The sequence below is a fragment of the Mesorhizobium album genome (genome assembly GCF_033977205.1).
Lineage (GTDB): Bacteria > Pseudomonadota > Alphaproteobacteria > Rhizobiales > Rhizobiaceae > Mesorhizobium > Mesorhizobium album.
The window spans coordinates 1-17,646 of record NZ_JAVIIW010000026.1 but is presented as its reverse complement, the minus strand read 5'-3'; the positions used below and the strand labels follow the sequence as shown (position 1 = coordinate 17,646).

The 17,646-nt window shown below is 63.9% G+C and carries 14 protein-coding genes; 9 read left to right on the top strand and 5 right to left on the bottom strand.

Annotation, left to right across the window (positions count from 1 at the left end; translation table 11 throughout):
- Positions 1-19: 19 nt before the first annotated feature.
- From accB to RFN28_RS21135, 4 genes are all read right to left on the bottom strand, one after another.
- Entirely contained in the window at positions 20-490 is a 471-nt protein-coding gene (gene accB, locus RFN28_RS21150) for an acetyl-CoA carboxylase biotin carboxyl carrier protein (RefSeq protein ID WP_320289163.1), read from the bottom strand.
- Positions 491-516: 26 nt separating this feature from the next.
- On the bottom strand, positions 517-951 hold the full coding sequence (gene aroQ, locus RFN28_RS21145) for a type II 3-dehydroquinate dehydratase (RefSeq protein WP_320289162.1): 435 nt from the start codon (positions 949-951) through the stop codon (positions 517-519).
- 144 nt (positions 952-1,095) lie between these two features.
- A complete protein-coding gene (locus tag RFN28_RS21140) occupies positions 1,096-1,899 on the bottom strand; it encodes a DsbA family protein (RefSeq protein ID WP_320289161.1) in 804 nt (267 codons plus the stop codon).
- Between the two features lie 57 nt (positions 1,900-1,956).
- A complete protein-coding gene (locus RFN28_RS21135; RefSeq protein WP_320289160.1) occupies positions 1,957-3,345 on the bottom strand; it encodes a M48 family metalloprotease in 1,389 nt (462 codons plus the stop codon).
- A 202-nt stretch (positions 3,346-3,547) separates the two neighbouring features.
- On the opposite strand from RFN28_RS21135, the gene RFN28_RS21130 reads away from it, so the two are divergent.
- Both RFN28_RS21130 and RFN28_RS21125 read left to right on the top strand, forming a co-directional pair.
- Complete coding sequence (locus RFN28_RS21130) at positions 3,548-4,696, top strand: pyridoxal phosphate-dependent aminotransferase (protein ID WP_320289159.1); 1,149 nt, start codon at positions 3,548-3,550, stop codon at positions 4,694-4,696.
- Between the two features lie 5 nt (positions 4,697-4,701).
- Positions 4,702-5,631 carry a glutaminase gene (locus tag RFN28_RS21125; protein WP_320289158.1) on the top strand — a complete coding sequence of 310 codons (930 nt, stop codon included), beginning with the start codon at positions 4,702-4,704 and terminating at the stop codon, positions 5,629-5,631.
- A gap of 104 nt (positions 5,632-5,735) precedes the next feature.
- Here RFN28_RS21125 and RFN28_RS21120 read toward each other — a convergent pair whose 3' ends face one another.
- Entirely contained in the window at positions 5,736-8,711 is a 2,976-nt protein-coding gene (locus RFN28_RS21120; RefSeq protein ID WP_320289157.1) for an Rne/Rng family ribonuclease, read from the bottom strand.
- Between the two features lie 636 nt (positions 8,712-9,347).
- Between RFN28_RS21120 and RFN28_RS21115 the strand changes: the two genes are divergently transcribed.
- The 7 genes from RFN28_RS21115 to RFN28_RS21085 all read left to right on the top strand — a co-directional run bounded on the left by RFN28_RS21115 (position 9,348) and on the right by RFN28_RS21085 (position 17,047).
- Positions 9,348-10,604 carry an N-acetylmuramoyl-L-alanine amidase gene (locus RFN28_RS21115; RefSeq protein WP_320289156.1) on the top strand — a complete coding sequence of 419 codons (1,257 nt, stop codon included), beginning with the start codon at positions 9,348-9,350 and terminating at the stop codon, positions 10,602-10,604.
- A 233-nt stretch (positions 10,605-10,837) separates the two neighbouring features.
- Positions 10,838-13,294, top strand: a complete 2,457-nt coding sequence (locus RFN28_RS21110; protein WP_320289155.1) for a penicillin-binding protein 1A — start codon at positions 10,838-10,840, stop codon at positions 13,292-13,294.
- A 127-nt stretch (positions 13,295-13,421) separates the two neighbouring features.
- Positions 13,422-14,553 (top strand): peptide chain release factor 2 gene (gene prfB / locus RFN28_RS21105; RefSeq protein WP_320289154.1). Its coding sequence is split into 2 segments (ribosomal slippage): positions 13,422-13,487 and positions 13,489-14,553, totalling 1,131 coding nucleotides; the frame shifts between segments, so codons are not numbered across the junction.
- An 89-nt stretch (positions 14,554-14,642) separates the two neighbouring features.
- Positions 14,643-15,047, top strand: coding sequence for a GFA family protein (locus tag RFN28_RS21100; RefSeq protein ID WP_320289153.1), 405 nt, complete (start codon positions 14,643-14,645; stop codon positions 15,045-15,047).
- Positions 15,048-15,345: 298 nt separating this feature from the next.
- The gene (locus tag RFN28_RS21095; protein ID WP_320289152.1) at positions 15,346-15,723 is read left to right on the top strand and encodes a hypothetical protein; all 378 of its coding nucleotides are present in this window, start codon (positions 15,346-15,348) and stop codon (positions 15,721-15,723) included.
- Positions 15,724-15,924: 201 nt separating this feature from the next.
- A complete protein-coding gene (locus RFN28_RS21090; protein ID WP_320289245.1) occupies positions 15,925-16,293 on the top strand; it encodes a GFA family protein in 369 nt (122 codons plus the stop codon).
- Between the two features lie 103 nt (positions 16,294-16,396).
- Positions 16,397-17,047, top strand: a complete 651-nt coding sequence (locus tag RFN28_RS21085) for a YiaD family glycine zipper/OmpA-like lipoprotein (RefSeq protein WP_059184805.1) — start codon at positions 16,397-16,399, stop codon at positions 17,045-17,047.
- Positions 17,048-17,646 lie beyond the last annotated feature (599 nt).

Here is a 17,646-nt window from a genome sequence, read left to right as displayed (position 1 = left end):
CTCTCCGCTGTTCCCGGCTCTACTCGATGACCACGAGCGGCATGCCGTATTCGACCGGCTGGGCGTCCTCGATCAGGATCGCCGTCACCGTTCCGGTGCGCGGCGAGGGAATCTGGTTCATCGTCTTCATCGCTTCGATGATGAGCAGCGTCTGACCTTCCTTGACCTTCTGGCCGATCTCCACGAACGGCTTGGCGTCAGGCGAGGGCGCCAGATAGGCTGTGCCGACCATCGGCGAAGGCACGGCGTTCTTGGAGGGATCTGCCGCGGCCGCGGGCATCGCCGCCGCTGCCGGCTGGGCCGGGGCGGCCGCCATCGGGGCAGGGACCGGAAGCGGAGCGGCCACCGCATGGACGGCCTGCGCCTGGCGCGAAACGCGCACCTTCAGGTCGCCGAGCTCGACCTCGATCTCGGTCAGGTTGGTGTCGTTCAGTATGCCCGCCAGATCGCGGATCAGCTGCTGGTCAACACCGTTCTTCTTTATCGACATATTCGAGCCTTCTGTTTGGGAGCCGGTCACAGGCGTGCCGCCAGCGCTTGCAGCGCGAGCGTGTAGCCCAGCGGCCCGAACCCGCAGATCATGCCGACAGCAACCGGCGCGACCATGGAGACGTGGCGGAAGGGTTCCCGCGCATGGATGTTGGAAAGATGGACTTCAGCGACGGGCAGCGGCGCGACGGCGCGGATGGCGTCGTGGATGGCAATCGAAGTATGGCTGTAGGCGCCAGGATTAATGACGATGCCTGCGGCCTTGTCGCCGGCTTCATGGATCCAGTCGACCAGGTCGCCCTCATGATTGGACTGGCGAAAATCGATATCGAGCCCGAGCGCCGCGCCGGCGGCCTTGCAATCCTCGGCGATCGCGGCAAGCGTCTTGCCGCCATAGATCCCCGGCTCGCGCTTGCCGAGTGCATTGAGGTTGGGACCGTTGAGGACGAATATCGTTTTCAAAATGCCGACCTTGTTCAACGCCGGCCCCAAGCCGGCGCGCCGGACCTCTATAATGGGCATAGCCGCCCGCGAAAAGAGCGCAAATGCGTTCTTTCGCTGTCCACAACAGGCGGAAAACCGCCTGTTGGCGCAGCCCGCGACCGCTCAGAGCGCGCTCTTGGCCTGCTCGATCTTTTCCGCCAGAACCTGCTGTCCAAGCGCGCCGAAGACGACTTCGTTGCCGACCACATAGGACGGCGTGCCGGTGATCGACAGCTTCGTGGCGAGGTCGTAGGTCCGCGAGAGCGCTTCGTTGATGCTCGGATCCTTCATCTTCTCTCGCAGCTTTGCCTCGTCGGCGCCGAGCGAAAGCGCGACCTTCATGGCCGTCGCTTCGGTGGCGCGGACCTGGCCGCCGAGCAGCGCGGTGTGGAAGGCACCGTATTTCTCCGGCATCATCAGATGGAAGGCCATCGAAACGACGCTGGCCTTTTGCGAATCCGGGCTGAGGATCGGGAATTCCTTGAGCACGAAGCGCAGGTCCGGATCGGCCTTGGTCAGCGCCTTCATGTCTTCGATGGCGCGTTTGCAGAAGCCGCAATTGTAGTCGTAGAACTCGACGATGGTGACCTTGCCCTTCGGGTTGCCGACGACACCGTCGAACGTGGAGTTGAAGATCTCGTCCTTCGCGTTCTTGATGACGCCGAGCGCCGCGAGCCTCTGCTCTTCCTTCTGCTTGGCCTCCAACGCGTCCTGAACCTCGAGCAGAACCTCGGGATTCTTCAGGAGATAGTCGCGGATGATGCCCTCGACCTCCTTGCGGTCGACCTTGCTGTCGGCAGAGGCCGCCTGGATGGATTGCGTCGTGTCGGCCTTCGCGGCCTGCGGGCTTCCTGCCACGAAGCCGAATGCCAGCATACCGAGCGCTACCGCCACGCCGGCGCTGCCGAGCAGGATTGCCTTGTTCATGATCAATTCCTTCTGCCTGTCCCGGTCCAACCTAGTCGCCGCGCACGGCCGGGAGGTTCATTTGAGTTTGTTAGATGGCGTGTAGTTTATGATATCCTGCGCGCGAAGCCAGCCGGGCTCGCCGCGCTTTAACTTCTGTTGAGCGCGCATGGCGAAAATTTTCGCGTCCTTGTAGTCGGCCGAATAGAAATGGCCTTCCGCCGTCGCGAGGTCGGCGGCCGGGATTTCACCTAGTTCGCCATAGGCCTGCGCCAGATAGCGATAGGCTTCGGCGTTTTCCTTGTCGCGCCCGATCCCGTTGTTGAGCTGGGTCACCGCCCTCTTCAGCGAATCGGGCGTACCAACCGCCATAAGCGCCTGGCCGAGCGAGACCAGCAGCAGGCCGGACCGCGCCGGGTCGAGACTGACGGCCTTGGCATAGGCATCCGCGGCATCCTTGGGTTTGTTGACCTTCATCAGGATGTCGCCGCGCAGTTCCTGGAAATAAGGGTTCTTCGGCTGTTCCTTGATCAGCGCCGCCGTCTTGGCGAGCGCGGCGGCCGGGTTGCCGTAGAGATAGGTCTGCTGCGCGTCGCCGTAGCGCGAGGCGAGGCTGGTCGGGTTCTTGCGCATCAGCCGCGACACCGCCGCCTGACCCTGCATATAGGCGGCGATCTTGATGCGCATCATGTCGTGCCGCTGCTGCAGCGCCGGCGGGTCGACCTGGTTGACGTACGGGCTCGCCTTGACCAGCACTTCGAGGTTGGCGATGCGCTCCTGCGGCATCGGATGGCTGATCCGGTAGGGGTCGAGCTGGGTGCCCGACAGCGACAGCGCGCTCTGGAAGCGGCCGAAGGTCTTCAGCATGCCCATGCCGGACTGGCCGGTGGCGTTGAGATAGGTGATCGCCGAGCGGTCGGCGGTGATCTCCTCGCCGCGCTGATAGGCAAGGATACTGCGCTGTGCCATCTCGCCGCCGCCGGCGGCGACGCCCATGCCGGCGCCGGCAAGGCCGCGGCTGTTGGTCGTGGCACCCGCAACGATCGCGCCGGCGCCGAGCAGCGTGGCGATGATGGCCATGGTCTTGGCGCGGTCGAGCTGGTCGCGCAGCTTCTGCTGGTGGCCGCCGGCAATATGGCCGGCCTCGTGCGCGATGACGCCGATGATCTCGTTCGGCGTTTCGGCCGTCACCAGCGCGCCGGTATTGATGAACAGGCGCCGGCCGGTGACGAAGGCGTTGAAGCTCTGATCGTTAACGAGAACGATGTCGATGCCGTCATTGGCTAGGCCGGCCGCCTTGAAGATCGGCCGGGCATAGTCGCGCACCAGCGCCTCGATTTCGGCATCGCGCACCACCGGCACGCCCTGCGCGAAGGCGTTCACCGAAGTCGATACCGCGACTGCGGCAGCAAGCAGAAGTGTCGCGAATCCGCGCGCGGTTCGCCCTATTGTCGATCTGGCAATCATTGGTCGGGTCGGCTCAACATGACTGGTCCACTGGTAGACGAGCGGGCGAAGGATGAAAAGTCGGCGCCGATAACTTCCTGCGCGCTTGTGATCCCCACATCAATCAGGCATTTGTGCGGCGCTGCCGCCGAACCGCGGCAATTCCGAGCGGTTTCCCGCCCCGAATTGCTCCAACAAAAAGGCAGGCTGGACGAGAGGTCAAATGGTCGTTTCGCTTTCACGCCGCGGCGAGGTCGAGCCGTTCCATGCCATGGATATTCTGGCCGAGGCCAACCGGCTGAAGGCGGCCGGCGTTTCCGTTGTGTCGATGGCGGTCGGCCAGCCGTCTGACCCGGCGCCGGCCGGCGTCAGGGAAGCCGCCGCCGTCGCGCTCAAGCACGGTCGCATCGGCTACACCGATGCTCTCGGCCTGGCTGAGCTTCGCAAGGCGATCGCCGACCACTATGGCGAGCATTACGGGATCGATGTCGCGCCTGCCCGCGTCGCCGTCACCACCGGCTCATCCGCCGCCTTTAACCTTGCATTCCTGGCGATGTTCGACCCTGGCGACCGCGTCGCCATCGCCGCGCCCGGCTATCCAGCATACCGCAACATCATGGCCGCTCTCGGCATCGAGATCGTCGAGATCGAGCTCGGTTCCGATGCCTATCTGCACGCCGATCACCTGAAGGCCGCGCATCGCGAAAGGCCGCTGAAGGGCGTGCTGTTCGCCAGCCCCGCCAACCCGACCGGCGCGGTCATTCCGGCCGAGGAGCTTTCCGCGCTGGTAAAGACGGCGGAGGAGCTTGGTATCGCGGTGATTTCCGATGAAATCTACCACGGGCTGGCCTATGCGGCGCCGGATGTCAGCGCCTTGTCCTATAGTGCCGGCGTGACGGTTATCAACTCCTTCTCCAAATACTACTGCATGACCGGCTGGCGCATCGGCTGGATGGTGCTGCCGGAGGAACTGGTGCGGCCGGTCGAGCGCATCGCCCAGAGCCTCTACATCTCGCCGCCGGAACTGTCGCAGATCGCGGCGATCGAGGCCTTCAAGGCAACCGAGGAGCTGGAGAAGGTGAAGGCGCGCTATGCCTGGAACCGCGACCTCCTGATGAAGCGCCTGCCGGAGCTTGGCTTCGCGCTCGCCGCACCCATGGACGGCGCCTTCTACGCCTTCTGCGACGTAACCCGGCACACCAACGACAGCATGGCCTTCGCGCGCAAGATGCTGGCCGAAGCGCACGTGGCGGCCACGCCCGGCCGCGACTTCGACCCGCTCCAGGGCCATCGCACCATGCGCTTTTCCTACGCCGGCAGCCATGACGATATGGTCGAGGCGCTGGCCCGCATCGAACGCTGGCTGAAATAGACGCCATGCCGGAACTCGAACAGGCGCTGGCCGAAGTGGCCGCCGAAATGGCGGGGCGTACCGATCGCGGCGATGTCGCCACCTATATCCCGCAGCTCGGCAAGGTCGATCCGAAGAAATTCGGCATTGCCGCCGCGACCAATGATGGCCGTGTCATTCTTGCCGGTGACGCCGATCAACCATTTTCCATCCAGAGCGTCTCCAAGGTGTTCACCTTGACGCTGGCGCTCGGCAAGGTCGGCGACGCGCTATGGCAGCGTGTCGGCCGCGAGCCGTCCGGCAACCCGTTCAACTCGATCGTCCAGCTCGAGCATGAGAACGGCATTCCGCGCAACCCGTTCATCAACGCCGGCGCCATCGTCGTCTCCGACATCCTGCTTGCCGGCCATCAGCCGCGCGAGGCGATCGGCGAGATCCTGCGCTTCGTCCAGTTCCTTGCCGACGACGATACGATCATCATCGACCGCGAGGTCGCGGCGTCCGAGCGGGCCACCGGCTACCGCAACTTCGCTTTGGCCAACTACATGAAATCCTTCGGCAATCTCCACCACGAGCCAGAGCTGGCGCTGGGCGTCTACTTCCATCATTGCGCCATCGCCATGAGCTGCCGGCAGCTCGCCATGGCCGGCCGTTTCCTCGCCAATGGCGGCAGGAATCCGGCGACCGGGCATTCGGTGGTGTCGACCGAGCGGGCGCGCCGCATAGGCGCGCTGATGCTGACCTGCGGCCACTATGACGGCTCCGGCGACTTCGCCTTCCATGTCGGCATTCCGGGAAAAAGCGGTGTCGGCGGCGGCATTCTTGGCATCGTGCCGGGCGTCGCCTCGCTTGCGGTCTGGTCGCCAGGCCTCAACGAGAACGGCAATTCCAAGCTCGGCTCCATCGCCCTGGAAAAGCTCGCCAGGATGATGAATTGGTCGATCTTCGCGCCTTGAACCGCAGGGTTCGAATACCCACAGCCGGAAGCGCCTGAAAAAAAATCCCGCGCCGGGTGGCGCGGGATTTATTGTCAACAGATCACCCTAACAGGTTGAAAGGTCTAGAAAAAGCCCTTCCGCTGCCACCAGCCGGCGCGCTTCGGCTTTTCTTCGGCCTTGGCTTCGTCGCTGACATTGGACGAAACGACGGGAACGACCGGCGCGTCGATCGACTGCGGCTTGCGCCGCGTCGGGTGGGCATTGACGGGCGCCTCGGCTTCGGCGGTTGCGGAAGCCTCGGCTGCCGGTTCCGGTTCAGCGACCGTAGGCGCAGCGGAAGGCTCCGCGGCCGGCTCGGGCGCAGTCTCGGAGACGGCTGCCTCGACCGCCTTCTTCGCTCGCGATCCGCGGCGCTGCTTCTTCGGCTTCTCCGTCTCCGCAGCGTTGTCATTGATGGGCGAGGGCGCGGCCTGCTCCTCGGCTGCTGCTACCGGCGGCGCGCCTTCGGGGGCCTCGACTTCCGCTTCACCAATTTCGATGTCATCGGTCAGCTCGCCGACGGTGGCATCGGCAGCGCTTTCGCCTTCCTCTCGGCGGTTGCGCTTGCCGCCGCGCTTGCCGCGACGCCGCTTCTTGCCCTGACCTTCTTCGGATGCTTCCATGGTCGCTTCCGCATCGACCGGAGCATCAGCCCTTGCCTCGGCCGTTGCTTCGCCTGCCGCCGCGGCGACGTCTGCTGCGGCGGGCGCCGGAACGACATCGCCCTGCGCCTGATGCTCGCGGTCGCGATCCTTGCCGCCGCGCCGCCGCCGGCGCTTGCGGCGCTTGCGGCCGCCTTCGCCGTCTTCGGACCTCTGCTGATACTGCTGTCCCTGCTGCGGATGGCGCGGCTGTTCGGCCTGCACCGAGACCTCTTCTTCCTCCTCGACGGCGATCTCGTCCTCAGGCTCTTCCGGCTCGACATAGGTCGGCAGGCTGCGCACCTCGACAAAGCCTTCCGGCTTCTCCGCCACCGCGCCGCGGAAGATCGCATAGTGCTGCGCGCCGAGCGTCTCGTCGGCCTCGAGCGTGATGGTCAGACCGAAACGCGCCTCGAGCTCGACCAGGTTGGCGCGCTTGTGGTTGAGCACATAAAGCGCGGTCGCCGCCGGCGTGCGCACGGTGATGTGGCTGCGCGAGTCCTTGAGCAGGAATTCCTCGATCGCCCGCACCACCATCAGCGCCACCGAGGAGTCGGAGCGCACATGGCCGGTGCCGCCACAATGCGGGCAGGGCTTCATCGTCGATTCCAGCACGCTGGCGCGGATGCGCTGGCGCGACATCTCCATCAGGCCGAAATGCGAGATGCGGCCGACCTGGATGCGGGCCCGATCGTTCTTGAGGTGATCTTTCAGGCGCTTCTCGACGGCGCGGTTGTTGCGGTTCTCCTCCATGTCGATGAAGTCGATGACGATCAGGCCGGCAAGGTCGCGCAGCCTGAGCTGCCGCGCGACTTCCTCGGCGGCCTCCAGATTGGTGTGGAGCGCGGTGTCCTCGATCGAATGCTCCTTGGTGGAGCGGCCGGAGTTGACGTCGATCGAAACCAGCGCCTCGGTCTGGTTGATGATGATGTAGCCGCCGCTCTTCAGCGTCACCTGCGGCTGCAGCATGCGGTCGAGCTGCGCCTCGATGCCGTTGCGCACGAAGATCGGGGTCGTGTCGCGATAGGGCTGAACCACCTTGGCGTGGCTCGGCATAAGCATACGCATGAAGTCTTTGGCCTCGCGATAGCCGTCTTCGCCGGAGACCAGGATCTCGTCGATGTCCTTGTTGTAGAGGTCGCGCACCGAGCGCTTGATCAGGCTGCCTTCCTCATAGACAAGGGCAGGGGCCGTTGACTGCAGTGTCAGATTGCGGACGTTTTCCCAAAGCCGCATCAGATATTCGTAGTCGCGCTTGATCTCGGCCTTGGTGCGGCTTTCACCGGCGGTGCGCAGGATGACGCCCATGCCCTGCGGCACCTCGAGATCGGCCACGACCTCCTTCAGACGCTTGCGGTCCTGGGCGTTGGTGATCTTGCGCGAGATGCCGCCGCCACGCGCGGTGTTCGGCATCAGCACCGAATAGCGGCCGGCGAGCGACAGGTAGGTGGTCAGCGCCGCGCCCTTGTTGCCGCGCTCTTCCTTGACGACCTGGACCAGCAAGATCTGGCGGCGCTTGATGACCTCCTGGATCTTGTACTGGCGGCGGACCGGCTTCCGGCGGTTGCGGACTTCCTCCAGCGCATCCTCGGCGCCGACCGATTCGATCTCGTGCTCGTCCGAATGCGCGGATTGCACCTCTTCCAGCATGCCGCGATCATCGTCGCTGGGGGCGGCTTCGCTATTCTGCTCCGCGTGGTCGGCCTGCGGCACCGCCTCGGAAATCACATCCGCTTCGATGCTGGCGGCGATCGAGGTGGGGCCGCCTTCGGCGGGCCGGTCATCCTCGTGTTCGGCAGCATCGCCCTCGACAGTGTCGCTGCCGGCCTCAAGAACCCTGTTCTCCGGTGCGCCGGTGGCCTCGGTCATGGCCTCGACCGTTTCGGAGACAGCTTCGGCTGCTTCTGTCGGGGCATCGGCTGCATCGCCGGGCTCATTGCCGGCATCGTTCGACGCTGCGATCTCCTCGGCGCTTTCGCTATTTTCCTCGGAGCCGGCAGCATCGGTGCCGCGCTTCTGCTCGCCGCGGTCGCGATTCCTGCCGCCGCGCCGGCGGCTGCGCCGGCTGCCGCGATCGCGCGCCTGCTGTTCCTCGCCGCTCTCGGCCTCCTCGTCGTCTTCGTCCTCGGCCTCCTGCGCTTCGGCGCGCAGCAGGGCCTGACGGTCGGCGACCGGGATCTGGTAGTAGTCGGGGTGAATTTCACTGAAGGCGAGAAAACCGTGACGGTTGCCGCCATATTCGACAAAGGCTGCCTGCAGGGAAGGTTCGACCCGGGTTACGCGGGCGAGATAGATATTTCCTTTGAGCTGCTTCTTGTCCTGGGATTCAAAGTCGAATTCTTCGATGCGGTTACCGCGAACGACAACAACGCGTGTTTCCTCCGGGTGGGAGGCGTCTATCAGCATCTTGTTGGGCATTATTTCGTTTCCTCCCGGCAGCCATCAGCCGCAGCTGGCGAGGCAGACCCCGCCGCTGTGTGCCTGGATTTGTGAGGATGCCGGATAAATGATTGTCCGCCGGCCGCTGCTTCAACGCGATGGCGGTGCCGCCCGCAGCCACAATGGCGCGGTTCGATGCGGACCTTTCCATGATTGCGCTTGAAGCCATCGGCACCCAGCAGAACCTTTTTGAACCAAAGCCCGGGCTAAGCCGGACCAGCTTGTTTGCTCACATTGAGCCGGCGCGGGACATCCCGGCCGTTTTCTCACGCAAGCGATTCCCCGCCACGAGGGCACGCCTGCGAAAATCGTCGCGATCACCTGAAACCCGGAAGTGCCTTCACATCTTAGCCCTAGCGGGAAACTGCCAAGGCGGGCGGTTCCAGGATTGCAGTGATCCAATGTCGCTTTTATGATTTGGCGGGGTGGAAGGCAACCCTGATTTCGGATGCCGGCAAAAGCGCTTCCGTGGGGGAAGGTGCACTCCACCCATTGGATGAAAAGGCTTGGTTAACCTTCTCTGGATACCAATCGTTAATCGAGTTGGCTGCCAGACAGGCCCTTCTACGAAACGACCTGGCGCAAGGCGCCAAATCGGGAGCGACTGGAGCAGAGATGGGACTGGCAGGCACCGCAGACAAGGGGCGTGGCGCCGCCGGCTATCTCCGGCTCATGGCAGGGACGCTTTTCCTGTTAGCGGCGCTGCTTGGCCTGACTGCCGCCTCGCGCGCCGAGGGACCGATTGGCGCAACCGGCTACAGGATGGCCGGCGACGCCACCAAGATGCGCATCGTCATGACCTTCGACCGCGAACCGGACGTGAAATGGTTCCTGCTGCGCGGCCCCAACCGCATTGTCGTCGATCTGCCGCGCACGCGATTCGCCCTCGACGCCAAGGACGTGAAGCCGCGCGGGCTGGTGCGCGCCGTTCGCTACGGCGACCAGGGTCAGGGCTCGCGGCTCATCCTCACCGGCAAGGGCCCGTTCGCCGTCGACAAGCTTGATGTGTTGAAGAACGACGACGGCAGCGGCTATCGCATCGCAATCGACATATCCGCCGCGTCGGAACGGGAATTCGACGAAGCCCTTGCCAACCAGTCGCTGACGACCGGTTCGACGGTTTCCACCGACAAGGGCGGCCGGGTCGGCACCGGGCCGGTCTCCGCGCCCGGTCACCGCTTCACCGTGGTCATTGATCCGGGCCATGGCGGCGTCGACGGCGGCGCGGAAAGCGCCGGCGGCACGGTCGAGAAGAACGTCACGCTCGCCTTCGCCGCCGAATTGCGCGACAAGCTGACCGCGGTCGGCAAATATGATGTGTACATGACGCGGGACAGCGACGTGTACCTGCCGCTCGACGAGCGCGTGCGCATCGCCCGCCAGCACGAAGCCGACCTTTTGATTTCCATCCATGCCGACACGATTGCCCTCAAGGGCCTCCGGGGCGCCACGGTCTATACGTTGTCGGACAAGGCCTCAGACCCCGAGGCCCAGGCGCTCGCGGACCGCGAAAACCTGTCCGACCAGTTCGCCGGCATGAAGATCGAAGACGACAACAAGGAAGTCACCGACATCCTGATCGATCTGATCCGTCGCGAGACTCACGGCTTCTCGATGAGCTTTGCCCATACTCTGGTCGGCCAATTGTCGACCAGCGTCGGCCTGATCAACAATCCGCAGCGTTCGGCAGGCTTCAAGGTGTTGAAGGCGCCCGACGTTCCCTCGGTGCTGGTCGAGCTTGGTTATCTCTCCAACAGTAAGGACGAGGCGCAGCTGCTCAGCGCCGACTGGCGCGGCAAGGCGGCGCAAAGCATAACCAACGCCGTTGCCCTGTTTGCCGCGGCGAAGGCTGGAACCGCGACTGGCGGCTGAGGGGCTTGCAGCCCCCCGCAACCTATAAGCCGTACCACAACCACAAGCGGCGTTGCACGGCAACAACACGTAGCGTTATTATTCCCTAACCGAGTCCTGAAATTTCGCGCTGCCGTATTTTGTCCACATGGTGGCGACATGGGTTTTTCATTGCGGATTGGGAACCGCCCCGGGAAGCTTGCGCGACTGTCGGCTTCGTCTAGGAAAATCCCGAACCTCGGACTGGAGCGGGCATGATTCGTCTCATCGGCTATTTCTTCGGCATCGGCACGACGCTGGCGTTGCTGGTCGCTGCCGGCCTGGCCATCTACATCAGCCATCTGACGAAGGATCTGCCCGACTACGAAGTTCTGGCCAAATACGAGCCGCCGGTGACGACGCGCATCCATGCCTCGGACGGCTCGCTGATGGCCGAGTATGCGCGCGAGCGTCGCCTCTATCTGCCGATCCAGGCGATACCGGACCGCGTCAAGGCCGCCTTCATGTCGGCCGAGGACAAGAACTTCTACAACCACCCGGGCATCGACATCACCGGCCTTGGCCGCGCCATCATCGTCAACCTGCAGAATTTCGGCTCCGGCAGGCGCCAGGTCGGCGCCTCGACGATCACGCAGCAGGTGGCGAAGAACTTCCTGCTCACCGCCGACCAGACCTACGAGCGCAAGGTCAAGGAGATGATCCTGGCCTTCCGTATCGAGCAGGCCTATTCGAAGGACCGTATCCTCGAACTCTATCTCAACGAGATTTTCTTCGGCTTCGGCGCCTATGGCGTCGCCGGTGCCGCGCTCACCTATTTCGACAAGTCGGTCAACGAGCTTACCGTGGCGGAAGCCGCCTACCTCGCTTCGCTGCCCAAGGGACCCAACAACTATCATCCCTTCAAGCATGCCGACCGCGCGCTCGAGCGCCGCAACTGGGTCATCGACCAGATGGTTGCGAACGGTTACGTCAGCCATGACGAGGGCGAGAAGGCCAAGGCCGAGCCGCTCGGCGTGACGCCGCGCCGCAACGGCTCCTACCTGTTCGCGGGCGAGTATTTCACCGAGGAAGTCCGCCGCCAGATCATCGCCCGCTATGGCGAGAACGCGCTCTATGAGGGTGGATTGTCGGTCCGCACGACGCTCGATCCGAAAATCCAGCTCATTGCCCGTAAGGCAATGCAGAACGGTTTGTTGAAATACGACATGCTGCGCGGCTATCGCGGACCGGTGGCCCATATCGATGTTTCCGGCGACTGGGGCGTGCCGCTCGGCAACGTCAAGGGCCTGGAGGACGTGCCGGAGTGGACGCTCGCCGTCGTGCTCGACAGTTCGGCCGACGGCCTGACGATCGGACTTCAACCCAAGCGCCAGGTTTCGGGCGACCTCGTCAAGGAGCGCGTCGAGGGCACCGTCAGCAAGGACGACATGGGCTTTGCCATGCGCCATTTCGTCAACGGCAAGTCCGTCAGGGCTAAATCTCCGTCGGAGGTGCTGGAGCCCGGCGACGTCATCTTCGTTCAGAAGAACGATGGCTCCGACAATGCCTACACGCTCCGCCAGGCGCCGGAGGTCCAAGGCGGTCTCGTCGCCATGGACCCGCACACGGGCCGTGTGCTGGCCATGGTCGGCGGCTTCTCCTACGCGCAGTCCGAATTCAACCGCGCCACGCAGGCGATGCGCCAGCCAGGCTCCTCGTTCAAGCCGATCGTCTACTCGGCGGCGCTCGACAACGGCTACACTCCGGCATCGGTGATCATGGACGGCCCGATCACCATCCAGAGCGGCAACACGACCTGGACGCCGAAGAACTATGACGGCACGGTCGCCGGCCCCGCCACCTTGCGCTCGGGCATCGAGAAATCGCGCAACCTGATGACGGTGCGGCTCGCCAACGACATGGGTATGAAGCTGGTCGTCGAGTATGCCGAACGCTTCGGCGTCTACGACCATCTGGCGCCCTACCTGCCGATGGCGCTGGGCTCCGGCGAAACGACGGTCATGCGCATGGTATCGGCCTATTCGATCATGGCCAATGGCGGCAAGTCGATCAAACCGTCGCTGATCGACCGCATCCAGGACCGCTACGGCAAGACCGTGTTCAAGCAGGACGAGCGCGGCTGCGAGGGCTGCAACGCCACCGAATGGAAGAACCAGCCCGAGCCTGAACTGGTCGACAATTCCGAGCAGGTGCTCGACCCGATGACCGCCTACCAGATCACCTCGATGATGGAGGGCGTGGTGCAGCGCGGCACCGGCGCCACCATCGCCGAGCTCGGCCGCCACATCGCCGGCAAGACCGGCACGACCAATGACGAGAAGGATGCCTGGTTCATCGGCTTCACGCCGAACCTCGTCGTCGGTCTCTATATGGGCTACGACACGCCGCGCGGCCTTGGCAAGGGCGCCACCGGTGGCGGTCTGGCCGCGCCGATCTTCAAGGATTTCATGCGCGTGGCATTGGACGGCACGCCCAATGTCGACTTCCAGGTTCCGGAAGGCATGAAGCTGATCGCCATCAACCGCAAGACCGGCATGCGTGCCGCCGAAGGCGATCCCAACACCATCGTCGAAGCATTCAAGCCCGGCACCGGCCCGGCCGACAGCTATTGGGTCATCGGCATGGGCGCGGACGGCTCCAACGGCGCCGGCGGCGCGCTGTCGCCGCAGGCCAACCAAGCCATCCAGGACGGCGGCGGCGGTCTCTACTGAGAATGCCAGGTCTTCGAACGTGGCGGCAGGTTAGCGCCGCCCATTTCGCTTTACAGGCGGCGGTGGCGTGCCTATGTATCGCGCCGATTCCGAAAAGAACGAGAAGAACAGGACAGAACGAAGGCCCATGCGCGCGGAAACGCAGAACATTGTCGACGAGATCAGGCAGGCGATAACCCTGCTGAGGAGGCATCTTTGACTGGGATCAGGCCATCAAGCGGCTTGAATACCTGAACTCGCGCGCGGAGGATTCCAGCCTCTGGAACGACCCCGTGGAAGCGCAGAAGCTGATGCGGGAACGCCAAAGCCTCGAGGAAGGCATCGGGGCGGTCAAAGGGCTGACCCAGGCGCTCGAGGACAATATCGGTCTGATCGAGCTTGGCGAGGAGGAGGGCGACGAAGGCGTCGTCGCCGAAGCCGAAGCTGCGCTGCGCTCCATGCAGGGCGAAGCGAAGGCCCGCCAGGTGGAGACGCTGCTCTCGGGCGAGGCGGACGCCAACGACACCTATCTCGAAATCCACGCCGGCGCCGGCGGCACGGAGAGCCAGGATTGGGCCTCGATGCTGTTGCGCATGTATACGCGCTGGGCCGAGCGGCGGCGCTTCAAGGTCGAGGTGCTGGAAGTCCATGAAGGCGAAGAGGCCGGCATCAAGTCGGCCACGGTGCTGATCAAGGGCCACAACGCCTATGGCTGGCTGAAGACGGAATCCGGCGTCCACCGCCTGGTGCGCATCTCGCCCTATGACAGCAATGCGCGCCGCCACACCTCCTTCGCCAGCGTCTGGGTCTATCCGGTCATCGACGACACGATCGAGATCAATGTCTCCGAATCGGACGTGCGCATCGACACCTACCGGTCCTCGGGCTCCGGCGGCCAGCACGTCAACACGACCGACTCGGCGGTCCGCATCACCCATCTCGCGACCGGCATCGCGGTTGCCTGCCAGGCCGAGCGCTCGCAGCACAAGAACCGGGCCAAGGCCTGGGAGATGCTGCGCTCCAGGCTCTACGAGGAAGAGCTGAAGAAGCGCGAGGCCGTGGCGAACGCCACCGAGGCATCGAAGAGTGACATCGGCTGGGGTCACCAGATCCGCTCCTACGTGCTGCAGCCCTATCAGTTGGTGAAGGATCTGCGCACCGGTGTCGAAAATACCAGCCCGTCGAGCGTGCTCGACGGCGACCTCGACGAATTCATGGAGGCCTCGCTGTCGCATCGTATCGAGGGCGGCGCCGGTGAGGCGGTGGCGGACCTCGACTAGGGTATGTGCATATTCAGGTGAGGCCGGCCTGCAAATGGCGGCCTGATCTGGATCCGAACGCGCTGTGCGCCACAGCGATGGAGGAGCCTGTGACCCGCACATTGACAGGAAAGTGCTTCTGCGGCCAGGTCCGCTACGAGGTGGCCGACGCTTTCGCCTATGCTGCGAATTGCCATTGCTCGAACTGCCGCCGCACCACAGGGTCGGCCTTCAAGCCTTTTGCCGGCATCGAGCGCGACAAGTTCCGCCTCACCGCAGGCGACGACAAGCTGCTGATCTATGGCGATGCCGGCGGCCACGACGCGCATTGCGGGCAATGTGGCTCGCTGCTCTATTCTTTGGTGCGTGAGGGCGCGTATGTCCATGTCGCCATGGGGACATTGACGGACGATCCAGCCATTCGCCCGAGCGCACACATCTTCGTCGGTTCCAAGGCGAAATGGTTCACAATTACAGACGACCTGCCGCAATATCGTGAACATGTCACCGGCTGAGGGGTTGGAACCCGTTTTGCCGGAAGTTCGTTGTTAGGCACCCTGGTCGCCGGGTTGTCGCTTTACCTCTCGTAACCAAGTCGGCGCACCTTCTCTGCGGCCGATGCTGAAGCCCGGTGCGATCCAACGGGGCGCTCCCACTTCTTGCGCAGGCCAAGGAATCAGCCCAGCATTCGGGCTGCGGGGATAGAAGCATTTATGGCCGGACGCGGCATATCTGCGACTGACGATCCGGCCACTGGGAAGACACGTTCCGGGAACGGGCAAGCTAACGCTTGATGCTCGAAAGGAACCTTCGATGTCTGTTGCCAAGTCAAGATCGGCCCAAGCCGTTCGGTCGGCCGGGCGATTGTTGTTTCCCCTGTCCGCTGCCGTCGGGGTGGCCATGCTGACCGCGACCGCTGGCGCGCATGACGCCAAACCCACGGCGGCGCTTCCACAAGGCTGGAGCTATCCCTTTGCCTGCTGCGCCAACTACGATTGCAAGGAGGTGCCGCAGACATCGATCGGCGAACGGCCGGAAGGCTACGTGATCAAGGGCACGGGCGAGGTGGTCGCCTACAGCGACAAACGCGTCAAGAATTCGCCCGATGGCGAATATCACTGGTGCGCACACCAGGCCGGGCTCGATGCCGGCAAGACCATCTGCCTGTTCGTGCCGCCGCCGTCCTACTAGGGGCCAGTGGATCGACGGTGCTCAAAAGCGCGTGAGCCATCGACCCCCGACAGCATCGCGCTCGCAAGCCGCTGACAGACGGTTGTCAGGACCACTTCTTTATGTTGCCTTGCCGCTGAAGCAATTCCAGTAAAAGTGCGCAGCGGTCTTCCGTCGGGAATTGCGCGAGACGGGGCGGCAGACAACGAAGAGGCGACGTTCATGGCTATCAAGGGAAGCTGCCACTGCAAGGCGACGACATTCGAGGTTTCGGAAGCGCCTCAGACAATCACGCAATGCACATGCTCATTTTGCTCCAAGCGGGGGTCGCTTTGGGCTTATTACGCTCCATCGCAATTCAAGCTCACCAGTCCGCCTGAAAACGTCTCCTTCTACCGCTGGGGCTCGAAAACCATCAAACATGGCTTCTGCGCCATCTGCGGCTGCGGCACCTTCACCGAAACGCCTGATTGGTCGACCGGTCAGCCGGACTTCGACAACCCGAAAATCAGCGTCAACTCTCGTCTGTTCGACGATTTCGATCTGGATAAGGTCGAAGTGGTGGTGATCGACGGCAAGAACCTCTGGTAGCATTTTTGCCGTTCCGCTTTTTGCCGCAATTCATGGTACAACGCGTGCGGAAGGGCTGATTTGGCGCGGCCGCAATGGCCGCGATTTGGAGAGGGACCATCTTATGAAGAAGACCGTGCTCGTCGTCGTGGCGACGGCTGTGCTCGTTAGCGCCTGCACTACCACCGATCCGTATACCGGCGACCAGAAGATCTCCAACACCGCGGCCGGCGCCGGCCTCGGCGCCCTGGCTGGCGCCAGCCTCGGTCTGCTGGCCGGCGGCAATGACCGCCGCAACGCGCTGATCGGCGCGGGTATCGGCGCGCTTGCCGGCGGCGCGATTGGCGCGACGATGGACCAGAACGAGGCGGAGCTGCGACGCCAGCTGCAAGGCACCGGCGTAAGCGTCACCCGCAGCGGCGACCAGATCATCCTCAACATGCCGTCCGACATCACTTTCAACGTCGATCAGGATGCGGTGAAGCCGGGCTTCTACCCGGTGCTGAACTCGGTGGCGCTGGTGCTGAACAAGTTCCGCCAGACCACCGTCGACGTCTTCGGTCACACCGACTCGACCGGCGGCGACGAGCACAATTTCGACCTGTCGCAGCGTCGTGCGCTGGCCGTCGCCAATTACCTGTCGGGCCAGGGTGTCGATTCCCGCCGCTTCGCCGTCACCGGCTTCGGCAAGACGCGCCCAGTTGCATCGAACGCGACGGCCGCTGGCCGTGCGCAGAACCGTCGCGTCGAGATCCAGCTGTCGCCGCTCACCTGAGGGAAAACTACTCCCAGCGGAACAACCGCACCAAGCAAGACGGCCTCGGAAGGGGCCGTTTTTGTGTGTGCCGAGCATGAGTGACAGCTTGGAGGTGTAAGTCCTCTTCCCAGTCTGATGGCGGCGAAGGGATAGCGAAGCGCAAGGGCGTCGTCGCGAGGCGAGGTCTGAAGGAAGCGTGGAGCAAAGCCGCGACCCGATGGACAAGAACCGGAGATGAGGCCTACCCGGCCGGACGAGCGGGCACATGACCGCGAAGTCCATGGTCATCAAGGGCTGGGGTGGTAAATCCGGCGGGGATGCGGGGAAGGCGGTCGCTCTTACCTCGGGAGATCTGCGCAGTGTCCGGAAATCCGGACTGGGCCCGCCGTGAGGCGCGCCGATCGCGGCGCAGAAGTCAGCAGAGGGCATAGTAGCCGCCGGGCTAGCTCGGCGGCGAAGGCCCGAACGGTTGGAAGGACGAGTAGGACGGAGTTCTCGCATTGGCCATGCGGCGGAAAATCCAGCTTGAGCTGGCCTTTCCCGAGACGGGAGCGGGTGAAGCCCGCAACCGCTCTGGGATAGGGACCGAAGCTAGTGCGGCGAACGCTGTTGCCGAA

Coding starts and splice junctions, on each gene's coding strand:
- accB (WP_320289163.1), bottom strand. CDS start 490: ATGTCGATAAAGAAGAACGGTGTTGACCAGCAGCTGATCCGCGATCTG.
- RFN28_RS21140 (WP_320289161.1), bottom strand. CDS start 1,899: ATGAACAAGGCAATCCTGCTCGGCAGCGCCGGCGTGGCGGTAGCGCTC.
- RFN28_RS21135 (WP_320289160.1), bottom strand. CDS start 3,345: ATGATTGCCAGATCGACAATAGGGCGAACCGCGCGCGGATTCGCGACA.
- RFN28_RS21130 (WP_320289159.1), top strand. CDS start 3,548: ATGGTCGTTTCGCTTTCACGCCGCGGCGAGGTCGAGCCGTTCCATGCC.
- RFN28_RS21125 (WP_320289158.1), top strand. CDS start 4,702: ATGCCGGAACTCGAACAGGCGCTGGCCGAAGTGGCCGCCGAAATGGCG.
- RFN28_RS21120 (WP_320289157.1), bottom strand. CDS start 8,711: ATGCCCAACAAGATGCTGATAGACGCCTCCCACCCGGAGGAAACACGC.
- RFN28_RS21115 (WP_320289156.1), top strand. CDS start 9,348: ATGGGACTGGCAGGCACCGCAGACAAGGGGCGTGGCGCCGCCGGCTAT.
- RFN28_RS21110 (WP_320289155.1), top strand. CDS start 10,838: ATGATTCGTCTCATCGGCTATTTCTTCGGCATCGGCACGACGCTGGCG.
- RFN28_RS21095 (WP_320289152.1), top strand. CDS start 15,346: ATGTCTGTTGCCAAGTCAAGATCGGCCCAAGCCGTTCGGTCGGCCGGG.
- RFN28_RS21090 (WP_320289245.1), top strand. CDS start 15,925: ATGGCTATCAAGGGAAGCTGCCACTGCAAGGCGACGACATTCGAGGTT.
- RFN28_RS21085 (WP_059184805.1), top strand. CDS start 16,397: ATGAAGAAGACCGTGCTCGTCGTCGTGGCGACGGCTGTGCTCGTTAGC.